Source organism: Halomonas sp. HL-93, from assembly GCF_900086985.1.
Taxonomy (GTDB): Bacteria; Pseudomonadota; Gammaproteobacteria; order Pseudomonadales; family Halomonadaceae; genus Vreelandella.
In genome coordinates this window covers 1,072,763-1,091,665 of record NZ_LT593974.1, presented here as the reverse complement: position 1 = coordinate 1,091,665, position 18,903 = coordinate 1,072,763, and the positions used below count along the sequence as shown (strand labels likewise).

Annotated in this window: 18 protein-coding genes; 7 read left to right on the top strand and 11 right to left on the bottom strand. The window is 58.3% G+C overall.

All coding sequences use genetic code 11. From position 1 onward, the window contains the following. Positions 1-61: 61 nt before the first annotated feature. Positions 62-1,573 carry an alanine/glycine:cation symporter family protein gene (locus tag GA0071314_RS04905; RefSeq protein WP_074395577.1) on the bottom strand — a complete coding sequence of 504 codons (1,512 nt, stop codon included), beginning with the start codon at positions 1,571-1,573 and terminating at the stop codon, positions 62-64. 132 nt (positions 1,574-1,705) lie between these two features. Beyond that, positions 1,706-2,437, bottom strand: a complete 732-nt coding sequence (locus GA0071314_RS04900) for a metallophosphoesterase (protein WP_231896513.1) — start codon at positions 2,435-2,437, stop codon at positions 1,706-1,708. A gap of 254 nt (positions 2,438-2,691) precedes the next feature. Between GA0071314_RS04900 and GA0071314_RS19860 the strand changes: the two genes are divergently transcribed. After that, positions 2,692-2,820, top strand: coding sequence for a hypothetical protein (locus GA0071314_RS19860; RefSeq protein ID WP_269449426.1), 129 nt, complete (start codon positions 2,692-2,694; stop codon positions 2,818-2,820). A 391-nt stretch (positions 2,821-3,211) separates the two neighbouring features. Here GA0071314_RS19860 and speG read toward each other — a convergent pair whose 3' ends face one another. Next, positions 3,212-3,763, bottom strand: coding sequence for a spermidine N1-acetyltransferase (gene speG, locus GA0071314_RS04895; RefSeq protein WP_074395576.1), 552 nt, complete (start codon positions 3,761-3,763; stop codon positions 3,212-3,214). A gap of 61 nt (positions 3,764-3,824) precedes the next feature. Next, positions 3,825-5,048, bottom strand: coding sequence for an NAD(P)/FAD-dependent oxidoreductase (locus GA0071314_RS04890; protein ID WP_074395575.1), 1,224 nt, complete (start codon positions 5,046-5,048; stop codon positions 3,825-3,827). 115 nt (positions 5,049-5,163) lie between these two features. Between GA0071314_RS04890 and ltaE the strand changes: the two genes are divergently transcribed. Continuing rightward, a complete protein-coding gene (ltaE, locus tag GA0071314_RS04885) occupies positions 5,164-6,171 on the top strand; it encodes a low-specificity L-threonine aldolase (RefSeq protein ID WP_074395574.1) in 1,008 nt (335 codons plus the stop codon). Here the strand turns inward: ltaE and GA0071314_RS04880 are convergent. The 4 genes from GA0071314_RS04880 to fhuB all read right to left on the bottom strand — a co-directional run bounded on the left by GA0071314_RS04880 (position 6,158) and on the right by fhuB (position 11,422). Then, complete coding sequence (locus GA0071314_RS04880) at positions 6,158-6,763, bottom strand: LysE/ArgO family amino acid transporter (RefSeq protein WP_074395573.1); 606 nt, start codon at positions 6,761-6,763, stop codon at positions 6,158-6,160. The genes ltaE and GA0071314_RS04880 overlap by 14 nt on opposite strands. A gap of 184 nt (positions 6,764-6,947) precedes the next feature. Further along, positions 6,948-8,606: a multidrug ABC transporter permease/ATP-binding protein gene (locus GA0071314_RS04875; RefSeq protein WP_074395572.1), complete on the bottom strand. Its 1,659-nt coding sequence runs from the start codon at positions 8,604-8,606 to the stop codon at positions 6,948-6,950. Between the two features lie 30 nt (positions 8,607-8,636). Beyond that, positions 8,637-9,425: a siderophore-iron reductase FhuF gene (gene fhuF / locus GA0071314_RS04870; protein WP_074395571.1), complete on the bottom strand. Its 789-nt coding sequence runs from the start codon at positions 9,423-9,425 to the stop codon at positions 8,637-8,639. Next, positions 9,422-11,422: a Fe(3+)-hydroxamate ABC transporter permease FhuB gene (gene fhuB, locus GA0071314_RS04865; RefSeq protein ID WP_074395570.1), complete on the bottom strand. Its 2,001-nt coding sequence runs from the start codon at positions 11,420-11,422 to the stop codon at positions 9,422-9,424. The genes fhuF and fhuB overlap by 4 nt, the downstream gene beginning before the upstream one ends. Before the next feature lie 175 nt (positions 11,423-11,597). Here fhuB and GA0071314_RS04860 point away from each other — a divergent pair, with 175 nt between their 5' ends. From GA0071314_RS04860 to GA0071314_RS04845, 3 genes are all read left to right on the top strand, one after another. Then, entirely contained in the window at positions 11,598-12,530 is a 933-nt protein-coding gene (locus tag GA0071314_RS04860; protein ID WP_074395569.1) for a siderophore-interacting protein, read from the top strand. After that, positions 12,523-13,089: a cytochrome b gene (locus tag GA0071314_RS04855; RefSeq protein WP_082934202.1), complete on the top strand. Its 567-nt coding sequence runs from the start codon at positions 12,523-12,525 to the stop codon at positions 13,087-13,089. The genes GA0071314_RS04860 and GA0071314_RS04855 overlap by 8 nt, the downstream gene beginning before the upstream one ends. A 242-nt stretch (positions 13,090-13,331) precedes the next feature. Beyond that, positions 13,332-14,099 carry an ABC transporter ATP-binding protein gene (locus GA0071314_RS04845; RefSeq protein ID WP_074395568.1) on the top strand — a complete coding sequence of 256 codons (768 nt, stop codon included), beginning with the start codon at positions 13,332-13,334 and terminating at the stop codon, positions 14,097-14,099. Between the two features lie 21 nt (positions 14,100-14,120). Here the strand turns inward: GA0071314_RS04845 and GA0071314_RS04840 are convergent, their stop codons facing one another. Then, positions 14,121-15,107, bottom strand: coding sequence for a zinc ABC transporter substrate-binding protein (locus GA0071314_RS04840; protein WP_074395567.1), 987 nt, complete (start codon positions 15,105-15,107; stop codon positions 14,121-14,123). A 136-nt stretch (positions 15,108-15,243) separates the two neighbouring features. On the opposite strand from GA0071314_RS04840, the gene GA0071314_RS04835 reads away from it, so the two are divergent. Then, entirely contained in the window at positions 15,244-15,984 is a 741-nt protein-coding gene (locus tag GA0071314_RS04835) for a metal ABC transporter ATP-binding protein (protein ID WP_074395566.1), read from the top strand. After that, positions 15,974-16,777 carry a metal ABC transporter permease gene (locus tag GA0071314_RS04830; RefSeq protein WP_074395565.1) on the top strand — a complete coding sequence of 268 codons (804 nt, stop codon included), beginning with the start codon at positions 15,974-15,976 and terminating at the stop codon, positions 16,775-16,777. The genes GA0071314_RS04835 and GA0071314_RS04830 overlap by 11 nt, the downstream gene beginning before the upstream one ends. Here GA0071314_RS04830 and GA0071314_RS04825 read toward each other — a convergent pair whose 3' ends face one another. Continuing rightward, entirely contained in the window at positions 16,778-17,866 is a 1,089-nt protein-coding gene (locus GA0071314_RS04825) for a DUF1513 domain-containing protein (protein WP_074395564.1), read from the bottom strand. Positions 17,867-17,869: 3 nt separating this feature from the next. Then, a complete protein-coding gene (locus tag GA0071314_RS04820) occupies positions 17,870-18,895 on the bottom strand; it encodes an imelysin family protein (RefSeq protein ID WP_074395563.1) in 1,026 nt (341 codons plus the stop codon). Positions 18,896-18,903: the final 8 nt, after the last annotated feature.

Here is an 18,903-nt window from a genome sequence, read left to right as displayed (position 1 = left end):
ACTAGAAAGCGGCCCGCAGGCCGCTAAAAGTCACTATTACGTCTGAGGTTCTACTAAAACGTTATGAATCCCGCGCTGGCGGATTTGAAGGCGCTTCTGGCTTGATCGGCCATACATCGTCATCAACGAGTTCGGGGTGTTTGAGCACCGAGGGGTCGAAGACCGGCTCTTTGATGCCGTCCCGACGTTGGCGCTCGTAATCTTTCAGCACCGACACGGCGATTGGCCCCATGATGAGAATGGCAAACAGGTTGGTAGTAGCCATCAGCCCCATCGCCAGGTCGGCGAAGTCCCACACCACGGTGAGCTCTGCTACCGATCCAATCAGTACCATGGCTATGATAATCACTTTAAAGACGTTGACCGCTTTTTGCGCATGGCGGCGGAACAGGTACTCGATATTCACCGACGAAAACGAGAAGTTAGCCAAAATTGAGGTGAAGGCGAAGAAGAAGATCGCCAAGGCGATAAAGATTTCCCCGAAGCCGCCCAGGTGATCGACCATAGCATCCTGTGTCAGTTGAATGCCTTCGATGCTATCCCCCGCTGATTCAGACAGCAGCCGCTCGTATACGCCGGACAGCAGGATCACCACCGCCGTGCAGCTACAGATCACGATTGTATCGACAAACACACCAAACGACTGCACCAGCCCCTGGGCGGCGGGGTGTTTTACAGTCGCCTGGGCGGCAGCGTTGGGCGTCGACCCCATACCCGCCTCGTTGGAAAACAGACCGCGCTTGATGCCGTTTTCCATCGCTGCCTTGATCGCGTAGCCCGCTGCACCACCCACGGCGGGACCAAACCCAAAGGCACTCATCACGATCAGCGAGAGCATATCGGGTACAGCGGAGATATTGGCAATTAGAATCCACAGCGCCACCAGCAGATAGGCAATCGCCATCACCGGTACGATTTTCTCGGCGGTACGCGCCACCGATTTAAGGCCCCCATAAATCACACAGCCCGCCAAGATGGCGATCACCACCCCCGTTAACCAACTGGGTACGCCAAACGCCCCGCTCATGCCCTGGGCAATGGTATTGGACTGCGCGGCATTGAAAGCAAGGCCGTAGGCGATAATCAAAAATACCGCGAACAGCGACCCCAGCCAGCGCCATCCCAGGCAACGCTCAATATAGTAGGCAGGTCCACCACGAAATACGCCATCTTCATTGCGGTGTTTGTAGACCTGGGCCAGCGTGGATTCGATGAAAGCAGTGGCGAAGCCCACCAGCGCGGTCACCCACATCCAAAAAATCGCCCCTGGGCCGCCAATCCATAGCGCTAGTGCCACCCCAGCGAGGTTGCCGGTACCAATACGCGCGGCCATCGATGTAGCAAACGCCTGGAAGCCGCTAATACCTTCGCCAGCCCCCCTGGCGGTTACCGTGACACGAGCCATGTGGGCGAACAATCGAAACTGCATACCACGGGTGATAACCGTAAACCACACCCCAGCCCCTAGCAGCAGGTAAACCAGAATATAGCTCCAGATAAAGTCGCTGACCGGCATCATGACGGCATAAAGGCCATCACGCATCGGGCCTACTATCGATTCGAGGATTTCCATGGCCATGCTCTCCAGATTACTGAATAACGGCGGGAAGTGCCTTACCCCGCAAGCGGGCGGTAGTCTAAATGCGCGCTCTTATTCGAGTCTAGCCAGTTTTTATCCTTGTCGCATCGTGGTCATTCCCAAGACTTACAGGTCCACCAGCCAATCTGGCTTAAACAGCGGCGGGCTGAATTCATCAGGATAGCCGCCGGGGTTTGCCACGACCCGGGTGCCCCGATAATAGCGGTCGACCGGCTCGTGGACATGGCCGTGAATCCACAGGTTCATGTGGCCCATCAGTTGCGGTAGATGGGAGGCAAAGGCCGGCGATAATGCATCGCCCTTGTACTGGTCGGGTATGCAGTCACGCATCGGCGCATGGTGGCTGATCACCACCTTGGGGCCATCAAACGGCTCGGCAAGCGCCTCCGATAGCCAATCCAACGCTTCTTGGTGCAGGGCGCTACTGGCCTCGGGGGTCAGGGTGATGCCAGGGGCGGATTCGACAATGCGGAAATCAGGCATAAAGCCTTTGGCTTTCGTGACGGTTTCTCGCGGGTTGCGCGTCGGGTTATCCGCGTAAAGCGCAAAGTCGGTCCATAGCGTGGTGCCATAGAAACGCACGCCATTAAGGGTGACGGCACGATTGTCCAGAAGCTCAATGTCGAGCCGTTTGGCTTCGTGCGCCAGTTCCTCACGCAACAGCGGCAAGCACGTGCCGTAAAACTCATGGTTGCCGGGTACATAAATAATTGGCGTTTCAGGAAAGCGCTGACGAGCCCAGGCCAAGCCTTCGCATTGACGATGAATATCACCCGCCAGAATCACTACATCGGCCATCACCTCCGGCAAAACACGGTCGCCATTAAAAAACTCCAAATGCAGGGTCTGATAAAACGCGCAAGCGCATCCGCTTTCTCCATGCTAAAGCTCAGCGCTCACCTGGTCGATAAACGCTTGAATACAATACTGGTGTAACTGATATCGGCACTCAACATGACTCAGCAAGTCATCATTAACACAGCGCGCCCGCCATATATGCCGCAGTCCAAAACGAACGTTTGAAAAATCTTTGCTGCATCGCAGCAAAAGCGCTATACTGGTTATGTTGTCCGAATAGGAGGGCCACACACATGTCTTCATTCAATTTATGCCCGACACGAGATAGCGAAGTGCTCAACTTCTGGACGCAACGTGCGCATTTACAGCGCGCGGCCAGTGAGGCCCTCGCGGATTACTGCGAGTCACTGACGTATTGCTAACCTCGTTAGACCAAAAGATTGTCATCGAAGCCGAGCTGTTGCTCGGCTTTTTGATTTTATAAAAGCTTTCCCGCTCAAACACCTGGGTGCCTTAGGCCAAAATTGTAAGCATATGCTTACAAACGTAGGCATAAAGACTACATCTTAAGCACTAGATTGATCGGTCAAAAGCTCTTAATATCGTTTTCTCGCTAAGCAATATAGCGGCTATTTCTATAACAACACGCCTCCCTTCCCACCCAGGAGTTGACGCCATGCCGTTACCCAGCAACGCCGCCGACGTTGATGTATTCAACGTATGGGCTGCACGTGCCGAGAAACAGAACGCTGCGTTTGAGGCCATCGCCGCCTATTTGCGCTAGCCACCCAACGCCTCGTAATGAGGCGTTTTTTATAGCCCCGCGAGTTCCGAATGCTCGGTATCGGTCAACTGGGCTAAGAAGGCTTCTTGCAGGATATACATCCGCTTTACGTCGCGATAACGACCATTGATGAAAAACTCCTGTACCAGATGTCCCTCCTCCACAAAGCCGCTTTGTTGATACAAATGAATGGCTTTGACGTTTTCCACCGCCACGATCAAAAACACCTTGTGCAGGTTGAGAATAGTGAACGAGTAGTGCAGCGCCTGGTAAATCAGCGTGCGCGCAAAGCCTTTTCCCTGATAGCTCGGTGCGATGATGATCTGAAATTCCGCGCTGCGGTGGATGTAGTCAATCTCGATCAGTTCAACCAGGCCGATGGGGTTGCTGCTGGCGTCTTCGGCCACAAAGCGGCGCTCGGCGTTATCGTGAATATGCTTGTTATAAAGTTCTTCCAGTTCATCGAAGGACTCATAAGGTTCTTCAAACCAGTACGACATAATGCTTTGGTTATTATTGAGCTCATGCACAAAGCGCAAATCATTGCGCTCTAGCGCCCGCAGATGCAGCGTGTTTCGCATGGTGATCTCTTCCCTACGACAGGTAATAGATGTCAGCCAGTAAGCAAAGCTAGGTGAACGCCTACCGACTGTTTAGTGTATGGCGTTTAAATGAAAACAGCTCAGCCAGCGGATGCGTTTTACCCTCAATCAATGCGCGCAGCAGTTTTGCTCCTATCATGCTGTAACTAATACCGTTGCCGCCATAGGCCATAGCAAAGTGTACGCGCGGGCTGAGCGCATCGTGGGGGCCAAAAAAGGGCAGGCCATCCTCGGTCTCAGCAAAGGTTCCTGCCCAACTGAACGTCGGGTTGATCGTCAGGTCAGGCCACAATGCTTCTACTTTGCGCGCCAACCCTTGAGCTTTTTCCAGCACCCGAGCATCCCGCCGCTCGGGAAGGTCCTCCTCATCATCGTCGCCGCCTATCAGTAAGCGTCCATCGCGTGTCGTACGCATGTAAAGGTAGGGGCGCTGAGATTCCCATATCATGGTGTGACGAAGCTTACCGAGCGCCTCCGGCGGCAGCGGGTCGGTAATAAGCGCATAGCTGCTGCGATTAACCGCCACCGATTCGGGCAACCAGGCCTGCGATTCATATCCTGCCGCCATCACCACATGCTGGCAACGCAGTGTGGCGCCATTGGCAAGCGTCAACGTGACGCCTCGCTCGTCACTCGACATTTTCTCCATTTGCGTGCGGTCATACACTTCGCCGCCACGCTCGGAGACCTGAGTAAACAGCTGATACGCCATACGATAAGGATCCATGCTGGCTGCTAACTGGGTAAGAATCGCGCCCGGCGCCTCAAAACCGTACTCCGCCAAAACAGTCTCGCGCTCCAGCCAAGTTGCTTCGAAGCCATGCTTTTGCCGAAGCGCCAGCTCTTGTTTAAGTGACGCCACATCGTTATCGCTACTGGCATAGTAAAGGCTTTGCTGACGCTCGAAATCCACATCCCCCATCCCAGCAGCCAGGGCTTCGAGCTCACCAATCGCTTCAGCGCAGGCGCGATAGGCACGCACGGCATCGGCTTCACCGTAGCATTTTGCTAGCTCGGTCATGTGAGTATCAATTTCATACTGCAGCAAGGCCGTGCTAGCGGCAGAGCTTCCCCACCCCACATCCCGGCGCTCAAGCACCACTACATGGTGACCGTGACGGCTCAGTTCATCAGCGATTAGCGCGCCGGTAATGCCGCCGCCAATCACCACCACTTCGCTCTCGTGATCGCGGGTCAGCTGAGGAAAGGTTTTAAGTAGGCCATTCTTGACCGCCCAAAAGGGGTAACCACTTTTCAGATCCATCTGATTGCCTATGCCAGTTTGACTTGCAGTATGCTGTTAACCATAGATGGTTCCTGCGAACTTGCTTGATATAGCCTGCTTAAGTAGTCGCCCCTACACAAAAAAGGAGATGCGCATGATTGATTTACGCAGTGATACGGTGACCCGCCCTTCCGACGCCATGCGCAACGCCATGATGGCCGCGCCGGTTGGCGATGATGTATGGGGCGATGACCCAACGGTTAACGCGTTTCAAGAAAATCTGGCCGAGCAGGCGGGCAAGGAAGCCGCGTTGCTCTTCCCAAGCGGCACGCAAAGCAACCTGGTGGCGCTCATGGCGCACTGCGAACGCGGCGATGAGTACATTGTGGGCCAGTCAGCCCATACCTACCGCTATGAAGGCGGTGGTGCAGCGGTTTTGGGCAGCATCCAGCCCCAGCCAATTGAAAACGCCGCCGATGGCTCGCTGCCGCTGGAAAAAATCAGCGCTGCTATTAAGGCCGATGACTTTCACTTTGCGCGCACGAAGCTGCTGGCGTTGGAAAATACTATCGGCGGCAAAGTGCTGCCCGAGGCGTATGTACTAAACGCCACTGAACTGGCCCGTGAACGCGGCTTGGCAACGCACCTGGATGGCGCAAGATTGTTTAATGCGGCGGTCGCCACGGATACTTCGCTCAAGCAGTTGTGCGTGCCGTTTGATAGCGTCTCGCTGTGCTTCTCGAAAGGCCTGGGAGCGCCCATCGGCTCGGCACTGGTGGGCTCGCAAGCATTGATCGACCGCGCTCGTCGCTGGCGTAAAGTCGTCGGTGGCGGCATGCGCCAATCAGGCATTATCGCCGCTGCCTGCCAGCATGCATTAGACCATCACGTAGCAGACCTGGCCGACGATCACCGCCGAGCGGCGCGCTTGGCCGAAGGCTTGGCAAAGCTGCCAGGGGTCGAAATTACTTCCCAGGCAACCAATATGGTATTCGCGCACTTCCCCGATCAACACGTTCAGCCACTTTCCACTTGGCTTAAAGAGCACGGTATTTTGATTGAGCTACTCTACGCCACGCGCTTTGTCGCACATCGAGATATTAGCGATGCGGTTATCGATAAGGTCATCGCGGTAATGGAAGCCTATTTCAGCCGGCATTAAGCGCCAGGTGCACGGCGATCCCGGCCATCATCAAGCCAATCAGGCCATCGATAGTGCGCCACGCGATAGGTTTTGAAAGCCAAGGCGAGAGTGCAGCGCCACCCCAGGCCAGCAGGCTAAACCAGAGGATAGAAGCGGTAGAGGCCCCCGCCACAAACACACCGGCGCTCTCCTGCTGGGCGCCAATGGCGGGTATCAGCAGCAGCGTATCCAGGTAGACCTGTGGATTGAGCACGGTGACGGCAAGGGTTGCGAAAATCACTTTGATTAAACTGCGCGCCTTGCCCGCTTCGGCGCTTAGGCCCTGCCGACCGCTAAAGGCTCTGAACAACGCCTGCGCCGCCAGCCAGCTCAAAAACACCACGCCCACCCAGCGCATAACTTCCATAGCGCTGGGCATCGTCAGCAGGAAGGCGCTCACCCCAAACATTCCCGCCGTGAGCAGAATAATATCCGCGCTGATGCAAAGACCCGCCGACCACCAGTGATACTCGCGACGAATCGCCAGCCCCAGAATGTAGGCGTTCTGCGCCCCAATCGCCATGATAATGCCGCCACACACCACCAGTCCGGTGATATAGCTCTCCCACATTGCCCAGCTCCCAGCGTCAGAATAAGCGTCGTGTTGATAAATCCTGGCACTAAGATAAAGGGCGGCTAGGATAACTAAAAATCATCCTGCTAATGGGGCATTAGTTTTTCTTATTAAAAAGACGCTTCATACATTGCCAAAATCAGCCGCCGATTGCGCTGATGGCTGGTTAGCCATTACGCTTTCACCCATTCACCCTTGCCACCGCATCGCGGCTGGCGGCTTCACGCTGTTCGCCGGTGAGTTCGACCAACTGGCCCTGGCGCATTTCCAGCAGGCGGTCGGCCTGGTCGAAGTAATGATCGTCGTGGCTGATCACCACCAGCGTCTTGCCCAGCGCCCGCAGTTGGGGCAGTAGCTCACGGTAGAACACCCGCCGGAATTGCGGGTCCTGATCGGCGGCCCACTCGTCCAGCAGCAACAGGTCGCGCTGCTCGGCCACGGCCAGCAGCATTGCCAGTCGCTTGCGCTGCCCTTGTGAAAGATTGGCGTTGGTGACCCGGTCGCCGTCAAAATCGAGCTTGCTATGCATACCCAGTGCCCCCAGCCACTCTTCCATCAGCGCGGGGTCCGGAGACTCTCCTGCAGGCCCGATCAAGCGATCAAACAGGTGCAGGTCGGTATAAATAGCCGAGATGTGCTGGCGATAGGTTGTCCAGTCCTCCTCCTGCAACGGCCTGCCATCGACGCGAACATAGCCGCTTTGGGGCTGATAAAGCCCGGTTAAGAGTCTTGCCAGGGTCGACTTGCCGCTGCCATTACCACCGATCAGAAACACCACCTCGCCACGCTTCAAGGTCAGATCGAGAGGACCAATGGCAAAGCCCGGCCGCGCCTCTTCCTCGGGGTATCGATAGACGACCTGATCCAGCGCCAGCGTTTGCCATTCATGGCGACGGGATGAGTGCCCGAACGATTCGTGGTGTTCGGCCAGATCGAGCGCACTGATTTTTTCGAACGCCACCCGGGCGTTGATCAGCGGCGGAAAGGCGCCAATGGCTTGAATAAGCGGCGCGCGCAAAAACAGAAGCGTGAGCGAAAAGGTAGTCGCCACCTGGGCCGACGACCAGCCCAGGCCGTTGGCCAGGAAGAACACCACGCCGATGGCGCCCAACATCATGATATTGAACCAGTTCACAGCACTAAGATGGTAAGTATCGCCGCGAATAATCTGGTGCCGATACTCTTTGGCGTCGGGGGTATAAACCTCGCGGTAAAGCCACTCGGCACGGTCGCGATTGAGCGCCAACTCTTTACGCCCCTCGATCACCGACTGGTAATCCGCGTAGAGGCGGTCTTCTGAATCGCGCAGCTTAGCCATATGCCGATAAACCTTCGCCACCAGGCGCATGCCCACCAGGATCGTGACAATCACCCACAGCGCTGTGACCGCCAACATGGCAGGCGAGAGCCAGGCCAAATAAAGGGTAACGCCCACCGTCAATACGCCACCCTGCACCAGCTCTGGCAAGCGCACAAAGGCGACGGTGATATAACGCACATCGCTGGATAGGCTGGCCAGCAAACGCGGGCTGCCAATCTGCTCGATACGCTCGATATCGGTATCCATAATGCGCTTGATCAACTGACCCCGCAGCCGATAGACGAAGTGGTGGCCCAAAGTGGTCAAGGCTAGTTGCGATGCCAGAGTAATCGTTAGCAACAGCACCACCAGGCCCAGAAATTCCGGCAGGACGCGCCAGGGATCAGCAAAGGTGCCCAGCATCCGGTCATTGATATAGGCAATGACCCCGATGCCCAGCCCGGCACTGACCAGACTAAGCACCACCACGGCCACAAAGGGCCAGCGGTAATCACGCCAGACAATCCTCAACAACTCCATGAACCAGGCTCCTTGGCGCTTAGCAGCGAGTTAGCGCCGACGCTTGGCCGGCTTGTTTTCTGGCTTTAGCGGGCAGCCGCCGCACAGCGGCTCGCCAGGCAGCCTATACTTGATGCAGCACAGACGCCGCACGCGAGCGGGACTTTCACCGCCCAGTTCCAGATAGCGCACCGGCTGATAGAGCGGGTTGCGGCGCCCACCAGGGAGCGTCCTAGTGTCGAGATAATCCAGCAGCGGCCCACACGCGCCAATGAAATCAGGGTGCTGGGAGCAGGTCTTTCCCACGAATTCCACATAATGGCCGAGATTGCTCCAGAACACCTTGGGAGACAGCCCGGAAACCTCGGACAGCGCTTCGATAAGCGGCGCACAATGGTCATCGAACAGGGTACTGAAGCGTGCCTGGAGCGCTTTGGAGGCCAGCGGCACACCACCATGGGGCAGCCAGATACGCACAGTCTGGCCCTTATCACCCAGCGCCAGCCGCAGCTCATCTCCACCCAACGGCAGGTCATAACCCAATAGCAGGTTGGCCACCAGCGTCGGGATCGAGACACTGCTGAAATAATACTTTGACCATACCGAGGCAACAGCCAGATAGTCGGCATCGTCACCGAAGCTGTGGCCGTAGCGCGTCAGTTGCTCACTTAAGAAGTTTCGATCCAGCAACGCAGAAGCCGCCAGAGTTGGTTCATCGGGTTGACCAAACACGGGGGCCTTCATCTTATCCAGCGGCGGCTGACGGTAAAGCGTCAATAACGCCTCCGCAGGATCCACCGAAGTCCAAAGTCCGCTCGGTTTGGTCGCCACATTACTCATAGCCGCCGCAGCCCCCACATAAAGTAAGCGCCGCCAATCAGAGAGGCGACCAAGCCGGCCGGTATCTCGTAAGGAAAAATGATCTGACGGCCGACCCAGTCAGCCAGCACCATCAGCAGCATGCCGATCAATGCCGCCCCAAGCAGGTGCTGCCCTGCGCGGGAGAAGCCCACCAAGCGCGCCATATGGGGTGCCAGTAAGCCAATAAACGACAGCGGCCCCACCACCAGGGTGGCACAAGCAGTTAACAGCGCCACCAGTAGCAGCAGTGCCAAACGTGCGCGGTTGAGGGTTACCCCAAGCGCGCGCGCGGTCGGCGCGCCCAGGGGGAGAATATCCAGCCAGCGGGTAAAGGGCAGCGTGACCAGTGACAATACGGCGGCAACAACCCCAACCACCACCGCATTGGTAATATCCACGTAGTAGGTGGAACCCGCTAGCCAGGCGATAACCTGCTGACCGCGGGGGTCGCCGCCCGCCAGCATTACGCTGCGCACAGCGTCAAACAGCGCGCTGATCGCCACCCCAGTGAGCAACAAACGCTCGGGCAGAAAACCGCTTTTACGGTTGATACCCACCAACACCAACAACGTCGCGAAAGCGCCCAGGGTGCCTACCCCGATCAGCATCATGTTGGTCGGCGCGGGTAACAGAAAAATCCCCAAAATCAACGCAATAGCACAGCCACCGCTGATACCTAATACTTCAGGGCTGGCCATGGGGTTGGCCGACAGGCGCTGAAGAATCGTACCCGCCACCGCCAGCATCAATCCGCTGGCCGCCGCCGCCATCACGCGGGGCAGGCGCCACTGCATCACACTCCAATCGTTTGGCGGCAGCCAATACCAGCCATCAACGCCCTGGCCAAACAATAAGCCAAGCAGCGTGGCGCCTAGTAACGCGAGGATTAAACCGGTGGCCAAGCGCGAAGGTGCAGGATGGCGATGGGCAAAAACGCCCGCGCCTTGCGGCGGCCGATCGCCCTGCAGCTTCAAGCGAGGAATCAACCACATCAGAAGCGGCGCCCCCAGGGCACCGGTAATCGCCCCGGTAGGAATAAAGGCCGCCGCCATGCCTGAGAACTGCTGCAGCAATAGGTCCGTGGTGGCCAACAACACGGCCCCCAGCAGCGTCGACCAAAGCAGCCTAGGCGCTAGCCGGCGCGCTCCGGCCATGCGCACGATATTGGGCGCGGCCAAGCCGATAAAACCAATGATCCCCACCACGCTGACGATGCTGCCGGTAATAAACACCGCCAGCCCCATGCCCGCAAAACGCAAGTAAGCAAGCGATACGCCCAGGCTTTTGGCGCTCGCGTCGTCCAACTCAAGTACCGCCAGAGGGCGCAGCAGGAACCAAGCGGCCACACAGCTAATCGCCAGCCGTGGCCAGAGTATCGAGACCCCGTCCCAACCGTTTTGCGCCAGCGACCCCGCGCCCCAAATCAGCAGCCCTGAGAGCGCCTCGTGGTTAAACAGCAAAAGCGCCGTGGAAAGCGCTCCCAGGTACAAATTGACCACCAAGCCCGCCAGCACCACCACGATAGGCGCTAACCCGCGCCGCCAGGAGAGCAAGAAAACTAATCCTACCGCCAGCGCGCCCCCCAGCAAGGCGACCCATTCGCGTCCCACCACTAATAAGCCAGGGGCCATTAACGTGGCGGTCATCAGTGCCAGATTGGCGCCCGATGCCACCCCAAGCGTCGTCGGCGATGCCAACGGGTTACGCAGCACCTGCTGCATCAGCACCCCCGCAAGCCCCAGACCGCCCCCGGCTAGCAGCGCGATTGAGAGGCGCGGCCACCAGGCGTAATGCAGTAACAGCTCATCCACGTTCTCAAAAGAGGGGGCCACCAATGCCTGCAGGCCCAACGCAAAACCGCCCTGCCTCTGTAGGCCCAGCCAAAACAGCACTACCATGGGCAGGCTAAGCAATAGGCAGGCTTTTGCGGGCGACATGCCCCCCACTCGCTGAGCAACTTGCGCAGCACCTAGCATAGTGGGCACCCTTTTGTGGTGACCGGGGCGTTCACCCAGCGGGACGTGATAGGCAGCAGAATCATTGTCTTAGCCTTACTGTGTTCTGGAGGTTAATAGCTGAATTATAGATAGCGATTCTAAATGATAATAATTAGCACTACAATTGACTCCTGATATAAAGGAGACCCGCACCATGGCAGCCAAGCCGAGCTATCAGCTTTTTGACATCACCCTTGCGAGGCGTACCCAGGTCAGCGCCTCGCTCGTCAGGTTTACCTTTACCGGCCCAGACGTTGGCCACATGGCGACCTACGCCCCGGATCAGCGCGTCAAGCTGTTCTTCCCCGAAGGTGGTGGCAGCCTTGATCCACTGTTCGAGATCGCCAAGCTGGAAGAGCACGACTGGTACGGCGCCTATCGCGCTCTACCGGATGCCCAGCGGCCCTCTGCCCGCACTTACACCATCCGCGCCCTGCGCCCGGAAAAAGCCGAGGTGGATGTAGAGTTCGTGCTCCACGGCGACAATGGACCCGCCTCGCGCTGGGCAATGCGCGCCCGCCCTGGCGACCGCCTGGCCATGACGGCCCCCGACGCCAACGTGGAAGGGCCCAAGCTGGGTTACGAGTGGAAGCCACCCCTGGGTGTGCGCCGTATTCTGATCATCGCCGATGAAACCGCCCTACCCGCTGCGGCGGGCATTCTGGAAACCCTCGATGACCTGCCGCTCAAGCCCAGGGTCGAAGCGCTGTTCGAAGTACCCCGCAGTGACGACGTTCAGCCGCTGCCCCAAGCCGCCAAGCTGCACTGGCTAGCCCGCGATGCTGACCCCGCCTGCCAGCACGGCGAGCTGTTGATGAGAGCGCTGCACGACATTGATTTGCATAAGGAAATTCAAGCACTGGGCGGCACGCCTGCTAACGCTACTACCAACGACCAAAGCGACAATGAGGACGGCCCTCTCTGGGAACCCGCCACTCTGGATGACAGCGCGCCCTTCTACGCCTGGATCGCCGCTGAAACCAAAGTCGCCATGAAGCTGCGTCGCTATTTAATCAACGAGTGCGGGTTACCCAAGCAGTACGTCACTAGCATGGGCTACTGGCGCAGGGACAAGGCCAATGGGTAAAGGCGCAGCAAACAGCACAGCGCTCAACAGTGATCACCTAAGCAAGCCAGCTCAAACGTCTATTGGTTGGCGAGACAGCCCCCGCCACTATGGTCGCATAAGCCGTGCGCTGCACTGGCTGACCGCTGCGCTGGTCACGCTTCAGTTTACTGTGTTGCTGGCTTGGCGGGGAATGGGTGAAAACGCTATCACACTGTTGTTGGCGAGCATTGGGCCTCATGGCTCATTGGGCTTTATGCTCCTGATAGTGACTCTGGTGCGCCTTGGCTGGGCATGGGTCAACCGCAAGCAACGCCCGCCTCACCCGCCTGGGCTGGGTGGTCGCTTGGCGCGCCTTGTACATATCACCTTTTATGCGCTGCTGCTGATGCCCCAAGTGGCTGGGCATCAGCAGTCCAGGCTCGGCGGCGCTGGAGATCGCCTACCTCAGTCTGGGCCGTTCTTGTTGCCTTTTGGTCCCAGGGCGCCAAGCTCGAGTTCTGGGATATCGCCGCGGGCATTTGATTGCCCGAGGAGCAGGCTGCACCGTAACCAATCTCAATGGCGAGCCGAACCCTGAAGAATGGAATAGCGTGATAGCGACACACCCGGATCACCATCATCAGTTGCTGGCATGTTTACGAGCCTGCTGATAACCGCTTACATGCGTTTCTAGCTGCCCTATCTCCTCAGCCTCTCGACCTGGCCGCCATGCCGGGCAAGACCTAGCCGTGATCGTTCTTTTCATTTTTTGTTTAAAAATGAGAACTATTAGCACTAGAATGGAACCATTGTCATTTAACCAATCGCCAGGAGTCATTCATGTTCGAGGTCAAAGGCGCCACCTTTGAAATCAATGGCAAGCCGCTGCTTCAGCCTATTGAGCATAACTTCCATGAAGGCAAGGTATACGGCCTGATTGGCCACAATGGCTCGGGCAAGTCGACCTTGATAAAACTCATGGCCCAGCAGCAGCCCACCAGCCAGGGAGAAATCTACTTTGACCAGCGCCCGTTGAGCGACTGGGGCAACCGCGAGTTCGCTCGCCAAGTCGCCTACCTGCCTCAACATCTACCCAGCGCCGAGAGCCTGACCGGGCGTGAACTGGTGTCCTTTGGGCGCTACCCCTGGCATGGCCTGCTCGGGCGCCACACCCAGAAAGACAAAGACGCCATTGACCGCGCCATCGCCCTGACCCATACCGAAGACTTCGCCGACCGTCTGGTCGATACGCTTTCCGGCGGCGAGCGCCAGCGAGTCTGGCTGGCCATGTTGCTCGCCCAGGGCAGCCGTTTTCTGCTCCTCGATGAGCCACTTGCAGCGCTGGATATCGCCCACCAAATCGAAGTCTTGGCGTTGATTCGCAAGCTGTGCGATGAGCTAAACCTCGGGGTGATTATCGTGCTGCACGATATCAACATGGCCTCGCGCTACTGCGATGAGCTGATGGCGCTGCACAGTGGCCGCCTGCTGGCCTGCGGTTCCCCCAATGACATGATGTGCGACAGCACCTTGGAAGCGATTTACGGGCTCCCCATGCAGGTGATGAAGCACCCGAACGGGGAGCACAATATCGCCGTGGCGCAGTAAATTAAAACATTCTTGTATGACTCAGGTTGTGTCTGTGCACCGCTGAATTTCATCCGCCATCTGGTTGAGCAGCGCGTCGTAAAGCTTGGGGCCAGGCGTTAGGTCAACGCCCAGGGGGTCCATAACGCCGATATAGGTATCGGTATCGCCAAAGACCGAATCGACAATTTGCGGATTAAACTGCGGCTCGCTGAAGACGCACTGAATGCCCTCTTCGTTGACCAGTGCTTGAATGGCCTCGATGCGGGCAGGGCTGGGTGAGGAGGCATCGCCGATGGAAATCGCGCCCGCTGCCGACAGATTAAAAGCCTTCTCAAAGTACTGGTAGGCGTCGTGGAACACGATAAAGCGCGTGTTTTCACTGTTGCCTAGACGCTCATTTATTGACTGCTCAAGCGCTTCGAGTTCTTGTTGACTCCTTGCCGCGTTGTCACGGTAATAGTCCGCGTTTTCAGGGTCCAGCTCGCCAAGCTGCCGGGCAATGGCGTCGAGCCAACGCCGCGCGTTGTCGGGGTCCATCCAGCCATGCGGGTCTTGCCCCTCGTGATGATGGTCATGACCATGGTCGTGATCGTGGTCATGGTCATGGTCGTGGTCGTGGTCGTGGTCGTGGTCGTGGTCGTGGTCGTGGTCGTCAACCACATCAAACGTTGCCCCTTCGCGATAGGCAAAGGTGTTGATGTCGGATACGCGCATCAGCTCCAGGTGCTCGGCATCGTCTGCCAAATTGGTAATAGGGCCTGACAGCCAAGGCGTCAGGTCAGTGCTTACCCACACCACCAGGTCAGCATTATCCAGCGTTTCTGCTTCCGAGGGGCGCAGTGAATAACCGTGGGGCGATGCACCGGGCTGAATAAACAGCTCGGGCGATCCACGATCCCCCATGACCTTGGCGACCAACGAATGCACCGGGGGGATATCCACCGCCACACGGGGAACATCGGCCACGGCCGTCAAGGGAAGGCACACCAATAGCGGCAAGGCGTAATGTGCAAAGCGATGCGTCATTGCTCTCTCCTAATGGTCAACAGCAGGTAAATAATCGTCTTCTGGCCAGGCACTTAGGTCACGCTGACCCCTAGGCGCCTCTCGCAAAATATGTTATAACATAACAATTAATACGTAAGCCAGAGTTAGCCTGCCAATGCCTCAACCGATTACCGCTAGCGATCCCCTTTTACGTGCATGCCAGCTCAACGTGCGCATCGGGAAAAGACCTATACTTGAAGACATTCACCTGGCGCTGCACCGAGACGAGATCGTCAGCCTGATTGGCCCCAACGGCTCGGGGAAATCCACGCTGGTCAAAACCTTGGTGGGCGCCATCAAGCCAACATCGGGTCGTGTGGAGATCGGCGCGAAGCTACGTATCGGTTACGTGCCCCAGCGGCTGCATCTGGACCCAACGCTACCCATCACCGTCTCGCGCTTCATGAACCTGCCCCGCCGCCATCGCCGTGACGATGTGCATCAAGCGTTATCGAACGCGGGCGTCGAGGCGTTACACAATGCGGCGATGAGCCAGCTTTCCGGCGGGCAGTTGCAACGGGTGCTGCTGGCCCGCGCCCTCATCAACAGGCCCGACATCCTGATTCTCGACGAAGCCACGCAGGGGCTCGACCACCGAGGCATCGCCGATTTCTATCAAAAGATAGAAGAGGTACGCCAGTCCTATCGCTGCGGGATATTGATGGTTAGCCATGACCTGCATGTGGTGATGCGTACCGCCGATCATGTGCTGTGCTTGAACGGCCGCATTTGCTGCGAGGGCAAACCCGAGCGGGTTGCCTCCTCCCCAGACTATCAGGCGTTATTCGGTGAGCAGACAGCGCAAATGTTAGCCCTGTATCGCCACCATCATGAGGAGGCCGTCCATGCTGGATGATTTCATGTGGCGCGCGACCTTGGCGGGCCTTTTCATCGCGCTTGCCGTCGCGCCCCTCGGCTGCTTTGTGGTCTGGCGGCGCATGGCGTACTTCGGCGATGCAACGGCTCACGCCGCCATTCTTGGCGTTGCGCTGGCGTTGGTGTTTAACATTTCCATGTTTGCCGGGGTATTAATGGTCGCCCTCACCATGGCGAGCTGCGTCACCTTGCTGAGCGGGCGCGGCTACGCCATGGATACCCTGCTGGGGGTCATGGCCCACTCGGCTTTGGCAATTGGATTGGTTGCCGTTTCGTTTATCTCAGGTGTGCGTATCGACCTCAGCGCCTACTTGTTCGGCGATATTCTGGCCGTTGGCAAAAATGATTTGTGGGTCATCGGTGGCGGCACCTTACTGGTGCTGACGTTACTCGGCTGGCGCTGGTCGGCGCTGCTGACCGCCACGCTCAGCGATGAGCTCGCCCATGCCAGCGGCATTCAGCCCCGCCGGGAGCAACTGGTGCTCACGCTTTCCCTCGCGGTGGTGGTTGCGGTAGCCCTCAAGGTCGTCGGGGTATTGCTGATTGCCGCGTTGTTGATCATTCCCGCCGCAACGGCACGGCCCTTCTGCCGAACCCCTGAAATGATGGCGCTGGTGGCGGCGGGCATTGCGGCTGTGGCGGTCACCTCGGGGCTTAAAGCGGCTTACTTCTTTGACACCCCGACCGGCCCGACCATTGTCACCCTGGCCGCTGGATTTTTCCTGCTCTCGACGATGACTATGCAAGGAGTTCGTTATTTGTCACATCGCTGATCAGGTCAGATGGTTATCCCAGCGGAGTGCCAGACTGGCAAGCAGTTCAGGCGCTGCCAAGTCAGGCGTTACCCGGTAGAGCCCGCCCTGGCCGGAGGAGACCAGAAAGCCGCCGTTGCCGTCGCAGCGGGCGCCGGCGGCGTCGGGCAGCGCCAGGTTGGCAACAAGCTTGCCTTTGGCGGCATCCAGCAGCAGTACTTGGTTACCGCGAGGGGCAGTCACTAGAACGTTATCAGATACACGGCTAAACGCCACGCTGGCTATGTAGTGATTCAGGCTGGCAGTCACTTCGTCGGGCAGCGGCAGCTCTGAGAAGCGCCCAGCGGCATCCAGACGGCAGATCAGCGGATGGGTCTCCCACTCAGGGCCTTCGAACTGATAACCCGCAATCACCGTGCCGTCCGCGGACACGTCCAGATGACGGCAGCTTAACTGGTGATGCGAGGGCCCGTGGCGGGCCAGAATTTCGCCGCTATGGCGATCCATCAGCAGCAGCGCCGGGGCCATGGTGTCCAGATTGAGTTTTACGCGGCCGTAGTCAGGGTGGGTCTGAATGCCGCCCAAACCAATCACCAGAGTGTCACCATCCGGCATCAGCCGCAGCTCGTGAGGGCCAATGCCCTCCAGTGACATATCGCGAACATGGGCGTAGTCATTGGCCGCATCGTAAACCCGCACCAGACCGGCGCTGTCCTCCAGGCGATTGGCGGTGACATATAGGTAGCGCCCGCTCAGATCGAACACCCCGTGGCCGTAGAAATGGTAGCCCTCTCCCGCGGCAATGGTGTGGGCTAATTGACGGCTGTCGCCATCGATCACGTGCATCCGCGTGCCGGGGCGGCGGGCGAACAGCACCGCCTGGCGAGAATCCGGCCGTAAGCAGCCGCCGTGGCAGCGTTCGGGCACTTCGATCATAAAACGGGCCTGGCCATCCAGCGCCACCCCGGCAATAAAATGCCCGCCATTGGCGTCATCCACCGCGCTAAACAGCCAATCCACTTCCTCACGAGCGGGCAGCGCCCAGCTCAGCGGGGTCAGCGCCATGGCGACACTGCCCAGCCCTGCCTTGAGTACCTGGCGTCGCTGCATGGTTCAATCCCCGTCGCTGGAATTGAAACCGCGCAACAACCCCAGTTCACCAGCGATCTCGTTACCCAGCAGGTGGCGTAGCTGGCTGATGTCGAGGTAGAGCGACTGCAGGCCGCGAAATGCCTCATCGTCTTCAAGAGAGGGCACCAAGCCCGGCGGCAACTCGCGGGCCTGGGCGAGCGTCTTGTCGAGCTGATCGCGGAACGCCTCGGCGAGGGGCAGCGCATCGGCCTCGCGCAGCAGCGCGGTGAGGCCCGGCAGGAAGCCGGTACGCAGACCCTCCAGGCTACTCGCTACCAAACGAACCGATTGTTCACTGCGCCACGCTTCGGCCAGATAGCCATTAGCAGAAGCGCCTTTGAGGCCCATGGGCTCACCGAGGCGTTTGTCTTCGAGCTGCTCAAGGGTCTGGATGGCGCTGGCCAGGGTAGTTTCGGTGTAGTCAGAAGTTTCAATATAGTGCTCACCAAAGGCCTGCCAGTCGCGATGCAGCGCGTTTGTGGCATCCGCGATATGCGTCGTGATGGCCTGCATCAAGTCGCAGGCGGCAGGATCGCTAAGGGCCTGCTCGCCCATGGCGTCGTCATAGAGCAAGTACTCAAGGGCGGGGAAGCCCTGGATCGCCACGCTGTCAGCGGCGATATCCTGGGCATTCGGCGCGTCGGCTGCTTGCAGCCATCCGCCCACTTTGCGGCCCACCAGGTTTTTACGATCCGGCCAGAACTGCAGCTGCCAGCCCCGGCTGTTCTGCTCCACCGGGCCAAACTGGATAAAGCGCACTGCCTGCCAGGCCTGATAGGCACTCAGCCAGTCGTTTTCCAGCCGCTGCCTGTGCGACTCATCGGGGGCTTGGCAAAAGCGCGTGGCGCTAGCCTCCAGGCGCTCGGAGGCGGCACTCAGCTCGGCGTACTGCAGCTCCACCGCGCCGTGCCACATATCCCGCGGCGTGGGAGCGTCCGAAGCAAAAGAGAACGGCGCGGCCAATAGCGTACAGGCCAGCACCCCCAACCGTCGAAACGCAGCCATCATCTAAACTC